Raw genomic sequence first — 15984 nt, forward strand, 5'->3', positions numbered from 1 at the left:
ACTCGCGCCGCCGGCGTCGCGTGGCGCGTCAGTCGCGATGGCTGGCGATCCAGTCGCTGAACGCGCGAATCTTCTGCTGGCTGCCGATGCTCTCGGGATAGACGAAGAAATAGCGGGCGCCGGTCTCGAGCACGATGTCGAACGGCCGTTCGAGCCGGCGCGCGCTGACGTCGTCGTCGACGAGCGTCACGTCGCCGATCGCGACGCCGAAGCCCTGCATCGCCGCGTTCGTCGCGAGATCGAGCGTGTCGAAGGTCGGCCCGCGCTCCGCGTCGACGGCACGCTCACCCGCGTAATCGAGCCACGCGCGCCAGTCGCGATGGTCGCGCGTCGGATGCAGCAGCGTATGGCGCGCGAGATCGCCGACCGCATCGAGCGGCGTCGCGTGCCGCAGCTCGGGTGCGCACACCGGCGTCAGCCGCTCGTCGAACAGCGGCAGCGCGAACACGCCCGCGCCCGGCGACGTGCCATAGACGACCGCCGCATCGAACGGCTCGGCCGAGAAATCGACGACGTGCTGCCACGCGGTCGTGATCTGCACGTGGAGATCGGGATGCTCGCCCTGGAAGCGCATGATGCGCGGCAGCATCCAGCGCATCACGCAGGTCGGCACCTTCAGCGCGAGATCGGTGCGCTGCCGCGTGAGCTTCATCGAGATGTCCTCGATCCGCGCGAAGCTCTCGTTGACGACCGGCAGCAATTGCTCGCCCTCCGCCGTCAGCGTGAGGCCCTTCGCGTGCCGCTTGAACAACGGAAAGCCGTAGTGCGCTTCGAGTGTCAGGATCTGCCGGCTCACCGCGCCCTGCGTGAGGCACAGCTGCTCGGCCGCGCGCGTGAAGCTGCGGTGGCGAGCCACGGTCGAGAAGATCTGCAGCGCGTGCAGGGGCGGAAGTCGGCGCATGACGAAGCGGGTAAGGCGGGTAAACGGACCGCGGATCGCGGATCGACCGCGCTGAACGACGGCGCGGCAGGACCGCGCGTCGACATCGGCGCGCGCTGATCGACACGATAAGCCAAACGCGGGCTTTACGCGAGGTGCGCCGGGCGCTCAGGTCGTAGGAACTAGCGCGCCCGCCGCGATGCGTGACGCCGACGCGACGACGTCCGCGCGTGCCGCCGCGCTCAGGCGGTGGGAACGAGCGCACCCGCCGCGATGCGCGCCGCCGACGCGACGACGTCCGCGCGTGCCGCCGCGTCGGCACGCGGCTGCGTGAACGACACGGCCAGCACGATCGGCGCGCGCGACGGCGGCCACAGCACCGCGACGTCGGTCGTCGTGCCGTAGCCGCCGGTGCCGGTTTTGCCGGCACTGCGCCAGCCGGGCGGCACGCCGGCCGCGATTCCGGTCGCGCCGCCGGTCATCCATTCGGTGAGCTGCGCACGCTGCGGCTCGCGCAGCGTGTCGCCGAGCAGCAGCCGCTGCAGCATGTCGACCATCGCGACCGGCGTCGACGTATCGCGCTCGTCGCCGGGCGCGGCCTGGTTCAGTTCGGGTTCCCAGCGGTCGAGCCGGAACGCGGTGTCGCCGCTTTCATGCGCGAACGACGTGACGGCCTGCGGGCCGCCGAGCACGCCCATCAACAGGTTCCCCGCGCCCTTGTCGCCCGACTGCAGCAGCGCGGTGCAGAGCTGCGCGATCGTCATCCCCGTATCCACATGGCTTTCCGTCACCGGCGACCCGGCCACGACCTCGTAGCGGCGATACAGGATGCGGCGCGGCAGCAGCGATGCGTCGAGCGAACCGCGTGCGAGTATCGCGGCGGCGGCGACGACCGCATAGGTGCCGCACAGCGGGAAGCGCTCGCGCGCGTGATGCGCGATGCGCGTGCCGTTCGACGTATCGAGTGCGGCGACGCCGAGCCGGCCGTTCGACGCTTTTTCGAGCGCGGCGAGTTCGGCCTGGGCGACGTGGGCGCGCCCCTGGTCGGCGACGGGTGCCGACGAGCAGGCGGCGACGAACGGCGCGGCGACGGCGGCGAGCAACAGCGAGCGGCGTGTCGGAGAGTGTTCCATGGATGAAGGCTGTTCGGTCGGAAACGGTGGCACGGAGCAACGCACGCGCGCATCGGCGATGCGCGCGTGTTCACGCCGACGGCCGGCTCGCGACGGCATTCGCCGCGCATCCCCGAAGACGTCCGTCGGCCCCCATGCGGCAGGACTCACATGAACAGACCCTAGCGTAGCAGCGCGCGCCGCTCGCGTCAGCCTTGCGACGAAGGCAGGTACGGCATCGGATTGACGGGCTTGCCGTCACGCCGCACCTCGAACAGCAGCGCGACACGCGAGTTGTCGAGGTCGCCCATCTCGGCGATCTCGTCGCCCTGGCGCACGATGTCGCCGGTCTTCACGAGCAGCTTGCGGTTGTGCGCATAGGCCGTGAGGAAATCGGCGTTGTGCTGGACGATGATCAAGGTGCCGTAATCGTTCAGGCCGGTGCCCGCGTACATCACACGGCCGTCGGCGGCCGCACGAACCGGATCGCCCGGCCGGCCGGCGATCTGGATGCCGCGGTTCTGCCCCGGCTTGAATGCATCGACGATCTTGCCCTGCGCGGGCCATCTGAGCGCCACCGCGCCCGCATGGCGCCGGGTCTCCTTCACGACCTGCCGGTCGCTCGCCGTCGATGCGCTCGCCTGCGCGGCGCCCGCCGCATTGCTCGCGGCGGCCGGTGCGGCCGCCTGCGCGCTGGCCGACGCGCCCGGCGCCTGCAGCGGCTGCTGCCGGACGATGCGCAGCACCTGCCCCATGCGCAGCCTGCCGCGCCCGTCGAGCTTGTTCCAGGTCCGCAGGTCGGCGACGCTGCAGTCGTTGGCGGACGCGATGCCCGACAGCGTGTCGCCGCGTTTCACCACGTACTTCTGCGCGACGAGAATGGGCGCCGGCGGCGCCGCCGGCGCGGCGGCGGGCTGGCCCGACGTCGAGCCCGCCAGCGTATCGCTCGGCGGGACGGACGGCGTACTGGCGCAACCGGCCATGACGAGCACCGCGGCCAGGCCGGACAGCCACGCCGACTTGCGGCAAATCTCGCGCTGTTTCATGGACGATCGACTCCGGTTTGACAATCTTTCAAGCATCTCAAAAACGGAACGGCCGACGTGTAACCGGATGCAAACAATGATGACAAACGATCACGAACCGGGTGCCGGCAAACACTTGTTACCGGGAATACGGTCGGATTCGGAAAAACTTGACGGTATTGGACGGGCGATTCGGAAGAAATTTCGCGATGCACCGATTATTTCGAACGGCTTTCATTGCGCGCGTGAGCGCGCCGGCGAGCCAGTGCGGCCCGCGCCGTCCGCCCGCTCAACGCAGCCAGTCGACCAGCTCCGCGCAGGCCCACGCGATGCCGATGCAGAGGAACAGCACGTGCAGCGCGATCTTGAACGACACGCCCCACGACGAATCGACCCGCATGACAGTCTCCCCCGGTTGATATGCGGCCATGATCCGGCATCGATCCCGCCCCGAAAATGCGGAACCGGCGAACGGGGCCTCAGGCCCAGCCTGAGACCGGTGCGGCGGTTCCTGCTAACTTATCGGCCATACCCATCCTTACGCGCCCCAACGATCATGCGCTTCGACCTGACCGACCTGCGGCTCTTCCTGAACATCTGCGAGGCCGGCACGATCACGGGCGGCGCCGAGCGCACCCACATCACGCTGCAGGCCGCCAGCGAGCGCATCCGCGGGATGGAGGACGAGCTCGGCGTGCCGCTGCTGCACCGGACCAAGTCGGGCGCGCAGGTAACCGACGCCGGCCGCGCGCTCGAGCACCACGCGCGCACGGTGCTGCAGCAGATCGACCACATGCGCGGCGAGCTGCAGCAATACGGCCAGGGGCTGCGCGGGCATATCCGGCTGCTGTGCAACACGGCGTCGCTGAGCGAATACCTGCCCGACGCGCTCGCCGCGTATCTGCCGCTTCACCCGAAACTGTCGATCAGCGTCGAGGAGCGCTCGAGCCAGGAAATCGTGCATGCGATCCGCAACAGGACGGCCGAGGTCGGCATCGTCGCCGATTCGGTCGGACTCGGCGGGCTCGAACAGAAGCCGTTCAGAGAGGACTGGCTGATCGCGGTCGTGCCGGCCGGTCATCCGCTCGCCGCGCGCGACAAGGTCGCGTTCGACGAGATCGCCGACGCGGACTTCATCGGGCTGACCGACGGCAGCGCGCTGCAGGTCCATCTGGCGGACCAGGCGCGTGCGCTCGGCAAGCGGATCCGCTACCGTGTGCAACTGAAGAGTTTCGATGCGATCTGCCGCGTGATCGCAAGCGGCGTGGGGATCGGCATCGTGTCGCGCCATGCGGCCGAACGCGCGATGCAGACGATGGACGTGCGGCTCGTCGAGCTGTCCGATGCGTGGAGCCACCGCAAGCTGACGCTCTGCGCGCGCTCGTTCGATGCGTTGCCGAAATATACGCAGGCGTTCGTGTCGTATCTGTCGGGCGACATGCCGCCACGCTGAACGTCGTGCGCGCCGCAACAGCGTGGCGATACCCGAGGAGACATCGCAGCCATGACCGGACCCGAACTCGCGATGCACTATCGCGCCTACATCGACTGCCTGAACCGGCAGGACTGGCCGGCGCTCGGCCGGTACGTCGCCGACAATGTGATCCACAACGACCGGCCGCTCGGCCTGGCCGGCTATCGCGCGATGCTGGAGCAGGATTTCCGCGACATTCCGGATCTCCATTTCGAGGTCCGGCTGCTCGTGTGCGAACCGCCGCGCATCGCATGCCGGCTGCGCTTCGCCTGTGCGCCGAAAGGGACCTTCATGGGGCTCGCCGTCGACGGCACGCGCGTCACGTTCGCCGAAAACGTCTTCTACGAATTTCACGACGGAAGGATCCGGCAGGTCTGGTCTGTGATCGACAAGGCCGCGATCGAAGCGCAGCTGTGACGCTGCCGGCCGTCACGGCTTACCGCAGCCCCGACACGGCCATATAGGCGCCGAGCGCGATCATCCCGACGAAGAAGCAGCGCTTGAACGCCTTCTCGCTCATCACGCGTCGCGCGTACTGCCCGCCGATCATCCCCGCGAGCGCCGGCACGAGTGCCAGCGCCGATACGCCGAGATCGACCGTCTGCAGCGCGCCCGTCACGCGCAACTGCAGGCCGAGCGTGATCGTCGACGCGGTAAACGACAACCCGAGCGCCTGGATCAGGTCGTCCTTCGACAGGCGCAGCGCCTGCAGGTACGGCACGGCCGGCACGACGAACACGCCGGTCGCGGCCGTCACGACGCCCGTCAGGTAGCCAACCGCGGCCGACAGCCACTTTTCGTGACGGCCCGGCGCGGGCAGCCGCGCGGCGGCGAGCCCCCAGCCGCCGTATGCGACCAGCACGATGCCGAGTGCCGCACGGGTCCACGCGCTGCCGGCCGCGAGCGCGGGCAGCCCGCCCGTCAGCGTGCCGAGCGTCAGCCCGGCGAGCAGCGGCCACAAACGCCGCAGCAATGGCCCGAACGACGGGCCGAGCCACAACTGCCACACGTTGGTGATGAACGACGGCACGAGCAGCAGGCTCGCGGCGGCTGACGGCGACATCGCGAGCGTCAGCAGCCCCATCGCGATCGTCGGCAGCCCGAGGCCGATCATGCCCTTGACCGCGCCGGCGAGCAGAAAGACCAGCACGATGATCGTCAGCGTATGCGTTTGCATGGCGGGGGTTCGGTCCGGTTGAATACGGCGCCGATGGTGAACCACCGTCACGCCGTCGGCCATCTGGCTTTGCCTGAGGCTGGCTCGGGCCCGCCCGGCGGGGCCTGTCACCCCGCTACCCCGCTACCCCGCCACCCATCGCCTCATCGCCCCGTTGCCCCGTCGCACCGTCGCACCGCCATGCGCGCCGTTCAGGCACCATGCGCCGGCCCCCGTCCCTGCTCGCTGTCGAGGTGCGCCATCTGCGCGGCCGGATAACGCTCGCCGGCAGCCGCCCCGGCGGGAACCGCCGTTTCGATGCGGGCGAGATCATCGACCGTTAGTTGCAATTTAGATGCCTGAAGCGCGTCCTGGAGTTGCGTGCGCTTGCGTGCGCCGATCAGTGGCACGATGTCGTCGCCGCGCGACAGCGCCCATGCGATCGCGATCTGCGCCGGGTTGCTGCCCTTCTCGTCGGCGATCGCGCGCAGCGCGTCGACCAGCGCGAGGTTGTGCGCGAGGTTCTCGCCCTGGAACCGCGGGCTGGCCGCGCGGAAATCGCGCTCGCCCTGCCGCGCCGCGCTCCAGCCGCCGCCGAGCAGTCCGCGCGACAGCACGCCGTAGGCCGTCACGCCGATCCCGAGTTCGCGGCACACGGGCAGGATGTCCGTCTCGATCCCGCGCGACAGCAGCGAGTATTCGATCTGCAGGTCGGCGATCGGCGCGACGGCCGCCGCGCGGCGGATCGTGTCGGCCCCGACCTCCGACAGGCCGATGTGGCGCACGTAGCCGGCCTTCACGAGATCGGCGATCGCCCCGACCGTCTCTTCGATCGGCACCGCCGGATCGACGCGCGCCGGCCGGTAGATGTCGATGTGGTCGGTGCCGAGCCGCTTCAGCGAATACGCGACGAAATTACGGATCGCCTGCGGCCGCGCGTCGTAGCCGACGAACGCGCCGGCCGGATCGCGCAGCGCGCCGAACTTCACGCTGATCAGCACCTGGTCGCGCGTGCGGCCGCGCAGCGCGTCTCGGATCAGCATCTCGTTGTCGCCCATCCCGTAGAAGTCGCCGGTATCGAGCAGCGTGATCCCGTTGTCGAGCGCCGCGTGCAGCGTCGCGACGCTTTCGTCGCGATCCGCCGGCCCGTAGAGATCCGACATCCCCATGCAGCCGAGCCCGATCGACGATACCTGCGGGCCCGTGCGGCCCAGTTGACGCTTGTCCATGTCCGTTTCCTCGCGGTGGTGAGTGAATGAACCGGATTCTGGGCGTAATGCGGCGCGCGATAAACGCGAAACGCCCAACCAAATCATTCGACGCTGATTAACAATGGAGCCTCCCGATCCGTCACGTTTCCGCCCCGCATGGACCATCTGCATGCAATGCGCATCTTTGCGCGCGTCGCCCACCTCGGCAGCTTCACGAAAGCCGCCGAGCAGTTGCAATTGCCGCGCCCGACCGTCAGCAATGCCGTCCAGTACCTGGAGAAGCACCTGAAGGTGCGCCTGTTGCAGCGGACGACGCGGCGCGTCGCGCTGACCGCGGAAGGCGCGACCTACTACGAGCGCTGCACGCGGCTGCTGGCCGACCTGGACGACGCCGAGACGCTGTTCGACGAAGCCGGTGCGTCGCCGCGCGGCCTGATCCGCGTCGACCTACCCGAGCGCTTTGCACTGGACAAGGTGATTCCGGCGCTGCCGGATTTCCACGCACGCTATCCCGACCTGCGCGTCGTGCTGAGCACGACCGACCGCTTCGTCGATCTCGTCGCCGACGGGATCGACTGCGCGGTGCGGGTCGGCGTGCTGTCCGACACGTCGCTGGTCGCGCGGCGCGTCGGCGAGATGGCGCAGATCAACTGCGCGTCGCCCGCGTATCTTGCGCGATACGGCATGCCGCGCTCGCCGGACGATCTGCCCGACCACGTCGCGGTCGGCTATTTCTCGAGCCGCACGGGCCGCGAGCTGGACTGGGAATATGCGGACATGGATTCCGGCGCGCTGCAGACCGTGAAGATGCGCAGCGTGGTCGCGGTGAACAGCTCGCACGCGTATCTCGCGTGCTGCCTCGCGGGCCTCGGGCTGATCCAGGCGCCGCGCGACGGGCTCGCGCCGCTGCTGGAAGACGGCTCGCTGGTCGAGGTGCTGCCGGAATGGCATGCGGCGCCGCTGCCGGTGTCGGTCGTGTTTCCGAACGGCCGGCATCTGGCGCCGCGCGTGCGGATCTTCGTCGACTGGCTCGCGCACACGCTCGACGACGCGCACCGCGCGCAATGACGACGGCCGGCGCCAGGGCAACCCACCCCGGGCGCCGACCGGTCAAGCGCATCAGAACTTGTGGCGGATCGCGGCGCGCACCGCGAACTGGTTCGCCGACGACGACGGACCGTCCGTCCCGACCACGTAGCCGCCGTCGGCCGCGGTGCCCGTCTTGTCGCCGGCGACCTTCTGCCATGCGCCCTGCAGGTAGACGTCGGTGCGCTTGGACAGGCTGTAGTCGGCCATCAGCCCGACGGTGTGATATTTCGGCTTGAACGAACCGGCCGCGGCGTCGAACTTGCCGTCGGTATACACGTACTGCGCGCCGAGATAGAAATCGGGCGTGAGCTGGTACTTGCCGTTGATCTCGAAGTTCTGGAACCTGGTCGCCGTGAGCCCGAGGCCGTCGAATGTCGACGCCGGCAGGTAGACGGTCGACACCGGGTTCTTCACGTCGGTCTTCGTATAGACGAAGCCGACCGTCGCCGGACCGAACGTATAGTTGATGCCGCCGCCGAAGATCCGCAGGCGGTCGGCGACGAAGTTCGCGTCGTCGGCCGCGATCGCGCCCGCATTGCCGGCGCCCGGGCTGTTCGCCTGCAGATACGCGGCCGCGACCTGCAGCCCGGCCAGCGAATACTGCGCGCCGATGCTGTACTGGCGGTTGGTCGAGAAGCCCGTGCTGTTGCTGAAGCTGTAGGTGCCGCCGAACGACAGCCCGTTCCAGTCGGGGCTCGCGTACTTGACCGTGTTGTTGACGCGGAAGGAGTTGTCCGTGTTGTCGTTGTCGAACGGGTGCGAGAACAGCGTGCCGCCCCAGTTGCCGTTCGCGGTGAGCGGCGCGAGATAGTCGACGACCGCATCGTACTGGCGGCCGAAGGTCAGCGTGCCGAAGCGCGACGCGCTCAGCCCGACGAACGCCTGGCGGCCGAACATCCGGCCGCCCTGGTTGAACCGGCCGTTGTTCACGTCGAAGCCGTTTTCCAGCGTGAAGATCGCCTTCAGCCCGCCGCCGAGGTCCTCGCTGCCCTTCAGGCCCCAGCGGCTGCCCTGCGCATAGCCGCTCGCGAGCTGGTAATTCGTTTTTCCGACCCCGTTCACGCTCACGTTGTTCGTGTAGTTGAAGCCCTCGTCGATCAGGCCGTACAGCGTCACGCTGTCCTGCGCGAAGGCCGGCGCGGCGAAAGCGGCCAGCGCGGCGGCAAAAATGACGTGCTTCTTCATGACGGATCTCCGGAGCCGGGTGCCGGGCAGGCCATTCGCCCGGCGATTGTTTGGTCTGTTTTATAGAGGTGGCCCGCAGGGCGGACTGCGCGGTGTGCGGCCGCGAGGACAAAATGGTGTCACGTCGCAAACCGCCCGTCCATCGGGGCGTGGGCGCGGCCAGCAAAGCGTTGCGCTCGTCCAACTGCCCTGTTCTTCCGATGCCATGAGCACGCTTATCGGCAGCGGCCGGCCGGCCCGCTATCCGCGTAAACCCGGACGGCACCGCATCGGTGGCACAATGCGCATCCGTTCGTCATTTCTTCACGAATTCATGCTTCACCCCGATTCATGCGCGGCAGGTGCCGGCCGCGCACGCGGCGCGCGCCGGGAGGCGGCCCGATGACCGCCGCCGCCCGGGCCGGCCGCTACGCCGAACTCGATTTCTTCCGCGGCCTCGTGCTGCTGGTGATCGTCGTCGATCACATCGGCGGCAGCATCCTGTCGCGCGTGACGCTGCATGCGTACGCGCTGTGCGATGCGGCCGAGGTGTTCGTGTTCCTCGGCGGTTTCGCGACCGCCATCGCGTACAACTCGCTCGCCGAGCGCCACGACGAGGCCGCCGCGCGCCAGCGTTTCATCCGCCGTGCGTTCGAGATCTACCGCGCATTCCTCGTGACGGCCGGCCTGATGCTGCTGATCACCGCCGTGCTGAACGCGTTCTCGATCGACGGCCCGAACATGCCGACCAACGATCTCGACGGCATGCTCCACAAGCCGCTCGCCGCGCTGCGCGACATCCTGCTGTTCCGCCGCCAGCCGTATCTCGCGTCGGTGCTGCCGATGTATGCGTTCTTCGCGCTGCTCGTCCCGCTCGCGCTGCCGCTCGCGCGCACCCAGCCGTGGCTGATGCTCGCATTCAGCGGCTCGCTCTGGTACGCGGCGCCGCACGTCGCGCGCTTCTTGCCGACCGTCGAAGGCGCGCCGTGGGACTTCAACCCGTTCGCGTGGCAGTTCCTGTTCGTGCTCGGCGTGATCGCGCGCTGCCAGCCCGTCTACCAGACGCTCGCGCCGAAACCCCAGGGCTGGCTGCTGACGGCCGTGTCGCTCGCGATCGTCGCGGCCGGCGCGTACTACCGGCTGCGCGTCGAGCCGTTCCCGACCGATCCGTCGATCAAGCAGAACCTCGGCGCGCTGCGGCTCGCGAACTTCCTCGCGATCGCGTGGCTCGCGGCCAAGCTCGTGCACCTCGGGTGGATGAAGAAGGTCGCGCACGCGATGCCGTGGATCGGCACGATCGGCCGCCAGGGGCTGCTGTGCTTCGTCGCCGGCACCGGCATCTCGCTCGCGGTCGACTCGCTGCTCTACCAGGCGACCGAAGGCTATCTCGACGTGCCGCTCGGCCTGGCCGCCGACGTCGTCGCGATGGGCCTGCTGTATCTCGTCGCGAAGCTTTATGCGCCGCTGGTGTCGCGGCTGTCGTTCCCGTTCCGTACGCGGCGATGACGTGCCGCGCCGTCACGCGCCGCTGCTACGATAGCGGGCGCCTCTCCTGAAACGCTTCGCCATGCGCCGACTCGCCCTTCCGTTCGCCGTCGCCCTGATCGCCGGCTCCATCGCCACTGCCCACGCCACGCCGGGCGGGCCCGCGGCCGCGCCGGCGACGTCCGCGCCCGCGATCGTCCCGCCCGCAACGGTCGCGCCGGCCGCCCAGGAACCGCCGGTGAATCCGGGCAGCAGCGTCGTGCTGCGCGCGTTCCGGTCGGCGTCGCTCAAGCGCGACTGGTCGTACACGGTCTACCTGCCGCCCGGCTACAACCCGGAAGGCGCGCGCTACCCGGTGCTGTACCTGCTGCACGGCAATGCCGGCAATGCAAACGACTGGATCACGCAGGGCCGGCTGCAGGCCACGGCCGACACGCTGATCGAACGCCGCGAGATCCCGCCCGTCGTGATCGTGATGCCGCAAGGCGGCACCGACTGGTACGTCGACCGCAAGGAGAAGATGCAGAGCGCGTTCCTGAACGACCTGCTGCCGGAAGTCGAAGCGCACTTCGCGGTGTCGAACCAGCGCGCGGGCCGCGCGATCGGCGGCGTGTCGATGGGCGGCTTCGGCGCGCTGCGTTTCTCGCTGCTCGAACCGGGCCTGTTCTGCGGCGCGATGCTGCTGAGCCCCGCGATCTACGCGAACGAGCCGCCGCTCAATTCCGCCGCGCGCTATGTCGGCGTGTTCGGTGACCGGCAGTTCGACCCGCGCGTGTGGCACGAGCTGAACTACCCGGCCCTGATGCGCGGCTATTTCGCGCGCAACTGGCGCGTGCCGATGTTCATCGCGGCCGGCGACGACGACCTGACGATCCAGGCCGAATCGAGCGTCCTGTACACGCAGCTGCGCCGCGCGCAGAACCCGGCCGAACTGCGCATCGTCGATGGCGGGCACACGTGGGACGTGTGGCGCGGGGTGCTCGGGTCGGGGTTGAAGTACGCGCTGGAATGCGTGAAGTAATGCGTGACGTAATGGAGCCGGCCGACGCGTCAGGCAACCGCACAACGATCACCTGACGCCGCTTCCTACTCTGCGCCGGCGTCACCGGCGCAAGGCGCGCGCCGCGCTGTCGCGCTGCCTCGCGCCTGATTCAATTCCACGCGTGACGCGCCGGCCGCACGCCGTTCAGGTAGTAGTTGCCGACGAGGTGATACTTCCACCGCACCGGATCATGCAGCGTGTGCGTGCGCGCATTGCGCCAGTGCCGGTCGAGATTGTGTTCGGCGAGCGTCGACTGCGTGCCCGCCAGCTCGAACAGCTTCTCGCCCGCGAGCAGCGCGATCTCGGTCGTCAACACCTTCGCCTCGCCGACCGCGACCGATGCACGCGCGACATCGTCGTCGGTCACCGTGCCGCGCGCGCCGATCTCGTCGAGCGTGCGCGCCGCGCGTTCGAGCAGCGCTTCCGCCGCATGCAGCTGGATATGCAGACGGCCGATCTCGCGGACGATCAACGGATCGTCGGCCGCCCGTTCGACGCCGCTGTCGACCCACGGCCGCGTGCGCGTGCGCACGAACGCCTCCGTATCGGCGATCGCGGCCTTCGCGATGCCGGCATCGATCGCCGCCTGGATGATCTGCGACAGCGGGCCGTTGAGCGTCGGCTCGTCCGACACGCGCTGCGCGTGCAACACATGCGAAGCCGGCACGCGCACGCTGTCCAGCACCACCGTGCCGCTCGCGGTCGTGCGCTGCCCGAAGCCCGACCAGTCATCGATCACGGTCAGCCCCGGCGTCGGCTGCGGGATATAGGCGAGCCACGCCTGCTGCGCATCGTCGAGGCCGAGCACCGGCACGTAATGCGCGAACAGTGCGCCGGTCGAATAGAACTTCGTGCCGTCGACGACATAGTCGTCGCCGTCGCGCCGCACGCGCGTCTTCAGGTCGAGCACATGCTTCGTGCCCTTCTCCGAGAAGCCGTTGCCGAAGCGCTTGCCGCTCAGGATCTCCGCGAAGAAATGGCGCTTCTGCGCATCGGTGCCGGTCAGCGCGATCACGTCGACCAGCCCGAAGTGGTTCTGCGGCAACTGCCCGAGCGACGCATCGGCCGCCGCGACGATCTTGATCACCTCGGTGAGCGTCACGTTCGAGACGCCCGCGCCGCCGTAGGCCTTCGGCACCGTGATCGCCCACAGCCCCGACTGCGAGAACCATTCGATCTCGTCGCGCGGCAGCCGGCGCTCGCGGTCCCGCTCGGCCGCCCCTTCGGCCAGCCGTTGCGCGAGTGCCTGCGCAACCGCGATCGCCTGCGCGTCGTCGGCGATCACGCGGGCCACCTGCGGTCTTGCGTCGGCCGGCCGGTCCTGAATCGTCGCGCTCGTATCTGACATCGGGCTCTCCTGTCGAATCACGAAAGCACTCAATCTAGCAGCGCGCCGCAGGCCGGCAAACCGAGCGATTCTCGTAACGATATTCCTTCGGATAACAAACGACATCGCACGGCACCGCATCCGCTTCCGCGCTTCGGCGTCGCAATCGACGCCCTGGCGTCGACGTTTCACGGCGCCGTTCGCGTAATGCGCAGCGACGATAACGATCTGCGAATCCGTTATTGGAACGTGCGCGTCGTGCTTCCTATACTGGGCTCCCGGTGCAAACGGCCCCGCCCTACGAGGAACCCCGCATGACTTCGTCGCACGCAGATACCGAATTGTCCACCGGCACCGACTACGACGCGCTCGCGAGCCGGTTCCGGCCGATCTTCGACCGGATTGCCGCCGGCACCGCCGAGCGCGAACGCCGCCGCGAACTGCCGTACGAAGCGATCGGCTGGCTCAAGGCCGCCGGCTTCGGCGCGATACGGCTGCCGGTGCGTGACGGCGGCGCCGGCGCGTCGCTGCCGCAGCTGTTCCGGCTGCTGACCGAACTCGCCGCCGCCGACTCCAATCTGCCGCAAGCGTTGCGCGGCCACTTCGCGTTCGTCGAGGACTGGCTGAACGCGCCGCCCGGGCCGCAGCGCACGACGTGGTTCGATCGTTTCGCGAGCGGCCAGCTCGTCGGCAATGCGTGGTCGGAGGCCGGCGACGTTCCGCTCGGCCAGACGATCACCAAGGTATCGGAGCAAAACGGCCGGCTCGTGTTGAACGGCCGGAAGTTCTACAGCACCGGCAGCCTGTTCGCGGACTGGATCGACGTGTTCGCGCAGCGCGAAGAGGATGGCAGCGACGTGATCGTCGCAATCGCCACCGGGCAGCCCGGCGTGATACTCGAAGACGACTGGGACGGCTTCGGCCAGAAAACGACCGGCAGCGGCACGACGCGCTTCGAGAATGCGGCGGTCGACGCCGACCACGTGATCGATTTCGCACGCCGCTTCAAATACCAGACCGCGTTCTACCAGCTGTTCCACGTCGCCACGCTGGCCGGCATCGGCCATGCGATCGTGCGCGACGCGGGCGAGCTCGTGCGCGGCCGCACGCGCGTGTACAGCCACGGCAACGCCGCGCGCGCCGGCGACGATGCGCAGCTCCAGCAGGTGATCGGCGAAATCGCGTCGTGGGCCTATGCGGCCGATGCGCTCACGCTGCGCGCTGCGCAACCGCTGCAGCAGGCGTACGTCGCACGCTTCGGCGGCGACGACGAAGCCGAACATGCCGCCAACGTCGCCGCCGAAATCGAATCCGCGCAGAGCCAGCTCGTCGTGTCGGAACTCGTGCTGCGCGCGGCGACGCGCCTGTTCGACGCGCTCGGCGCATCCGCGACGCGCAGCACGACCGCGCTCGACCGTCACTGGCGCAACGCGCGCACGGTGTCATCGCACAATCCGCTCGTCTACAAGGCGCGGATCGTCGGCGACTGGGTCATCAACGGACGCACGCCACCGTTCGTCTGGCGCGTCGGCAACGGTGCAGGTGCGCAAGCCGGCACGGAAACGGGAGCGGCGCGATGAGCAAGACCATCCGCTTCAACGCGTTCGAAATGAATTGCGTCGGCCATCAGTCACCCGGCCTGTGGGCGCATCCGCGCGATCGTTCGTGGCAGTACAAGGATCTCGACTACTGGACCGATCTCGCCCGAGTGCTCGAACGCGGGATCTTCGACGCGATCTTCATCGCGGACGTGATCGGCTATTACGACGTCTACCAGGGCAGCAACTACCACGCGCTGCACCAGGCCGCGCAGATCCCCGTCAACGATCCGCTGCAGCTCGCCGCGCCGATCGCGATGGCGACCGAGCATCTCGGTATCGGCATCACCGCGTCGACGACGTTCGAGCATCCGTACACGTTCGCGCGCCGGCTGTCGACCGCCGACCATCACACGAAGGGCCGGCTCGCGTGGAATATCGTCACGTCGTATCTGGAAAGCGGCGCGAAGAACGTCGGCGACAACGGACTGCGCACGCATGACGACCGCTATGCGGTCGCGGCCGAATACGTCGAGGTGCTGTACAAGCTGTTCGAAGGCAGCTGGGAAGACGGCGCGGTCGTGCGCGATCGCGACGGCCGCGTGTTCACGCATCCGGAGAAGGTGCACGAGATCGGCCACAAGGGGCGCTTCTTCGACGTGCCCGGCTATCACCTGTGCGAGCCGTCGCCGCAGCGCACGCCGGTGCTGTTCCAGGCCGGCGCGTCCGGCCCCGGCAAGGCGTTCGCCGCGCAGCACGCCGAATGCGTGTTCGTTGCCGCGCCGACCCGCCCGCAACTGGCGCGCTATGTCGCCGACGTGCGCGCGCAGGCCGCCGCCGCGGGCCGCGCCCCGCACGACGTGCTGATCTACAACCTCGTCACGGTGATCGTCGACGAGACCGACGAGAAGGCGCAGGCCAAGTTCGACGAGTACCGCCGCTATGTGTCGTACGACGGCTCGCTCGTGTTCATGTCCGGCTGGACCGGCATCGATTTCGGCCAGTACGCGCCGACCGATCCCGTCCGGCGCGTCGAGACGAACGCGATCGTGTCGGCCGTCGAGCATCTGGCCGGCGGCGATACCGCGTGGACGATCGAGGAACTGGCCGCGTGGGGTGGCATCGGCGGGATGGGGCCCGTGTTCGTCGGCTCCGCGCAGACCGTCGCGGACATCCTGCAGGAATGGGTCGCCGCGACCGACGTCGACGGCTTCAATCTCGCGTATGCCGTTGCGCACGAAACCTTCGAGGACATCGTGCGCTACCTCGTGCCGGAGTTGCAGCGGCGCGGCGTCTATCCGACCGAATACGCGCCGGGCACGCTGCGCGAGAAGCTGTTCGGTGCGTCGGCGCGGCTGCCGGACAACCATCCGGCCGCGCGGTTTCGCGACATCGAACAGGTCAAGCGCGACGCGCAACAGGTGGCCGACTACGCGTGACGGCCAGCCGGGCTGGCCAGCATGCACGAGGGCTGGCCAGCC

Annotated in this window: 14 protein-coding genes; 7 read left to right on the forward strand and 7 right to left on the reverse strand. The window is 68.7% G+C overall.

What is annotated here, in order from left to right; genetic code table 11:
- Nucleotides 1–28 precede the first annotated feature (28 nt).
- From DIE02_RS19285 to DIE02_RS19295, 3 genes are all read right to left on the reverse strand, one after another.
- Nucleotides 29–901 carry a LysR substrate-binding domain-containing protein gene (locus DIE02_RS19285; RefSeq protein ID WP_044843239.1) on the reverse strand — a complete coding sequence of 291 codons (873 nt, stop codon included), beginning with the start codon at nt 899–901 and terminating at the stop codon, nt 29–31.
- Nucleotides 902–1122: 221 nt separating this feature from the next.
- Nucleotides 1123–2013 (reverse strand): class A beta-lactamase, encoded by an 891-nt coding sequence (gene bla, locus DIE02_RS19290; RefSeq protein WP_124488122.1) that lies wholly within the window; start codon nt 2011–2013, stop codon nt 1123–1125.
- Between the two features lie 188 nt (nt 2014–2201).
- The gene (locus DIE02_RS19295; RefSeq protein ID WP_124488123.1) at nt 2202–3038 is read right to left on the reverse strand and encodes a peptidoglycan DD-metalloendopeptidase family protein; all 837 of its coding nucleotides are present in this window, start codon (nt 3036–3038) and stop codon (nt 2202–2204) included.
- A gap of 535 nt (nt 3039–3573) precedes the next feature.
- Here DIE02_RS19295 and DIE02_RS19300 point away from each other — a divergent pair.
- Both DIE02_RS19300 and DIE02_RS19305 read left to right on the forward strand, forming a co-directional pair.
- On the forward strand, nt 3574–4470 hold the full coding sequence (locus tag DIE02_RS19300) for a LysR family transcriptional regulator (protein ID WP_124488124.1): 897 nt from the start codon (nt 3574–3576) through the stop codon (nt 4468–4470).
- A 51-nt stretch (nt 4471–4521) separates the two neighbouring features.
- Complete coding sequence (locus DIE02_RS19305) at nt 4522–4908, forward strand: ester cyclase (protein WP_044843235.1); 387 nt, start codon at nt 4522–4524, stop codon at nt 4906–4908.
- A gap of 19 nt (nt 4909–4927) precedes the next feature.
- Here the strand turns inward: DIE02_RS19305 and DIE02_RS19310 are convergent, their stop codons facing one another.
- Both DIE02_RS19310 and DIE02_RS19315 read right to left on the reverse strand, forming a co-directional pair.
- Nucleotides 4928–5668 (reverse strand): sulfite exporter TauE/SafE family protein, encoded by a 741-nt coding sequence (locus DIE02_RS19310; protein WP_124488125.1) that lies wholly within the window; start codon nt 5666–5668, stop codon nt 4928–4930.
- Nucleotides 5669–5859: 191 nt separating this feature from the next.
- A complete protein-coding gene (locus DIE02_RS19315; RefSeq protein ID WP_124488126.1) occupies nt 5860–6876 on the reverse strand; it encodes an aldo/keto reductase in 1017 nt (338 codons plus the stop codon).
- 138 nt (nt 6877–7014) lie between these two features.
- On the opposite strand from DIE02_RS19315, the gene DIE02_RS19320 reads away from it, so the two are divergent.
- Entirely contained in the window at nt 7015–7926 is a 912-nt protein-coding gene (locus DIE02_RS19320) for a LysR family transcriptional regulator (protein WP_124488127.1), read from the forward strand.
- Nucleotides 7927–7977: 51 nt separating this feature from the next.
- On the opposite strand, the gene DIE02_RS19325 is transcribed toward DIE02_RS19320, so the two are convergent.
- The gene (locus tag DIE02_RS19325; RefSeq protein ID WP_124488128.1) at nt 7978–9132 is read right to left on the reverse strand and encodes a porin; all 1155 of its coding nucleotides are present in this window, start codon (nt 9130–9132) and stop codon (nt 7978–7980) included.
- Between the two features lie 381 nt (nt 9133–9513).
- Here DIE02_RS19325 and DIE02_RS19335 point away from each other — a divergent pair, with 381 nt between their 5' ends.
- Both DIE02_RS19335 and DIE02_RS19340 read left to right on the forward strand, forming a co-directional pair.
- On the forward strand, nt 9514–10617 hold the full coding sequence (locus DIE02_RS19335; protein WP_124488129.1) for an OpgC domain-containing protein: 1104 nt from the start codon (nt 9514–9516) through the stop codon (nt 10615–10617).
- 61 nt (nt 10618–10678) lie between these two features.
- A complete protein-coding gene (locus tag DIE02_RS19340; RefSeq protein WP_124488130.1) occupies nt 10679–11617 on the forward strand; it encodes an esterase family protein in 939 nt (312 codons plus the stop codon).
- A gap of 130 nt (nt 11618–11747) precedes the next feature.
- Here the strand turns inward: DIE02_RS19340 and DIE02_RS19345 are convergent, their stop codons facing one another.
- On the reverse strand, nt 11748–12986 hold the full coding sequence (locus DIE02_RS19345; protein WP_124488131.1) for an SfnB family sulfur acquisition oxidoreductase: 1239 nt from the start codon (nt 12984–12986) through the stop codon (nt 11748–11750).
- Between the two features lie 293 nt (nt 12987–13279).
- Between DIE02_RS19345 and DIE02_RS19350 the strand changes: the two genes are divergently transcribed.
- Nucleotides 13280–14545, forward strand: coding sequence for an acyl-CoA dehydrogenase family protein (locus DIE02_RS19350; protein ID WP_044843227.1), 1266 nt, complete (start codon nt 13280–13282; stop codon nt 14543–14545).
- Entirely contained in the window at nt 14542–15942 is a 1401-nt protein-coding gene (locus DIE02_RS19355) for an LLM class flavin-dependent oxidoreductase (protein ID WP_124488132.1), read from the forward strand. Before DIE02_RS19350 ends, DIE02_RS19355 begins: the two co-directional genes overlap by 4 nt.
- The last annotated feature ends 42 nt before the right edge of the window (nt 15943–15984 follow it).

Origin of the sequence: Burkholderia sp. Bp8991, assembly GCF_003853795.1 — a bacterium.
Classification (GTDB): Bacteria; Pseudomonadota; Gammaproteobacteria; order Burkholderiales; family Burkholderiaceae; genus Burkholderia.

Bases quoted from the DNA above. Each gene is read 5' to 3' on its own strand.
- DIE02_RS19320 (WP_124488127.1), top strand. From the start codon at position 7,015: ATGGACCATCTGCATGCAATGCGCATCTTTGCGCGCGTCGCCCACCTC.
- DIE02_RS19340 (WP_124488130.1), top strand. From the start codon at position 10,679: ATGCGCCGACTCGCCCTTCCGTTCGCCGTCGCCCTGATCGCCGGCTCC.
- DIE02_RS19305 (WP_044843235.1), top strand. From the start codon at position 4,522: ATGACCGGACCCGAACTCGCGATGCACTATCGCGCCTACATCGACTGC.
- bla (WP_124488122.1), bottom strand. From the start codon at position 2,013: ATGGAACACTCTCCGACACGCCGCTCGCTGTTGCTCGCCGCCGTCGCC.
- DIE02_RS19335 (WP_124488129.1), top strand. From the start codon at position 9,514: ATGACCGCCGCCGCCCGGGCCGGCCGCTACGCCGAACTCGATTTCTTC.
- DIE02_RS19315 (WP_124488126.1), bottom strand. From the start codon at position 6,876: ATGGACAAGCGTCAACTGGGCCGCACGGGCCCGCAGGTATCGTCGATC.
- DIE02_RS19310 (WP_124488125.1), bottom strand. From the start codon at position 5,668: ATGCAAACGCATACGCTGACGATCATCGTGCTGGTCTTTCTGCTCGCC.
- DIE02_RS19350 (WP_044843227.1), top strand. From the start codon at position 13,280: ATGACTTCGTCGCACGCAGATACCGAATTGTCCACCGGCACCGACTAC.
- DIE02_RS19355 (WP_124488132.1), top strand. From the start codon at position 14,542: ATGAGCAAGACCATCCGCTTCAACGCGTTCGAAATGAATTGCGTCGGC.
- DIE02_RS19285 (WP_044843239.1), bottom strand. From the start codon at position 901: ATGCGCCGACTTCCGCCCCTGCACGCGCTGCAGATCTTCTCGACCGTG.
- DIE02_RS19325 (WP_124488128.1), bottom strand. From the start codon at position 9,132: ATGAAGAAGCACGTCATTTTTGCCGCCGCGCTGGCCGCTTTCGCCGCG.
- DIE02_RS19300 (WP_124488124.1), top strand. From the start codon at position 3,574: ATGCGCTTCGACCTGACCGACCTGCGGCTCTTCCTGAACATCTGCGAG.
- DIE02_RS19345 (WP_124488131.1), bottom strand. From the start codon at position 12,986: ATGTCAGATACGAGCGCGACGATTCAGGACCGGCCGGCCGACGCAAGA.
- DIE02_RS19295 (WP_124488123.1), bottom strand. From the start codon at position 3,038: ATGAAACAGCGCGAGATTTGCCGCAAGTCGGCGTGGCTGTCCGGCCTG.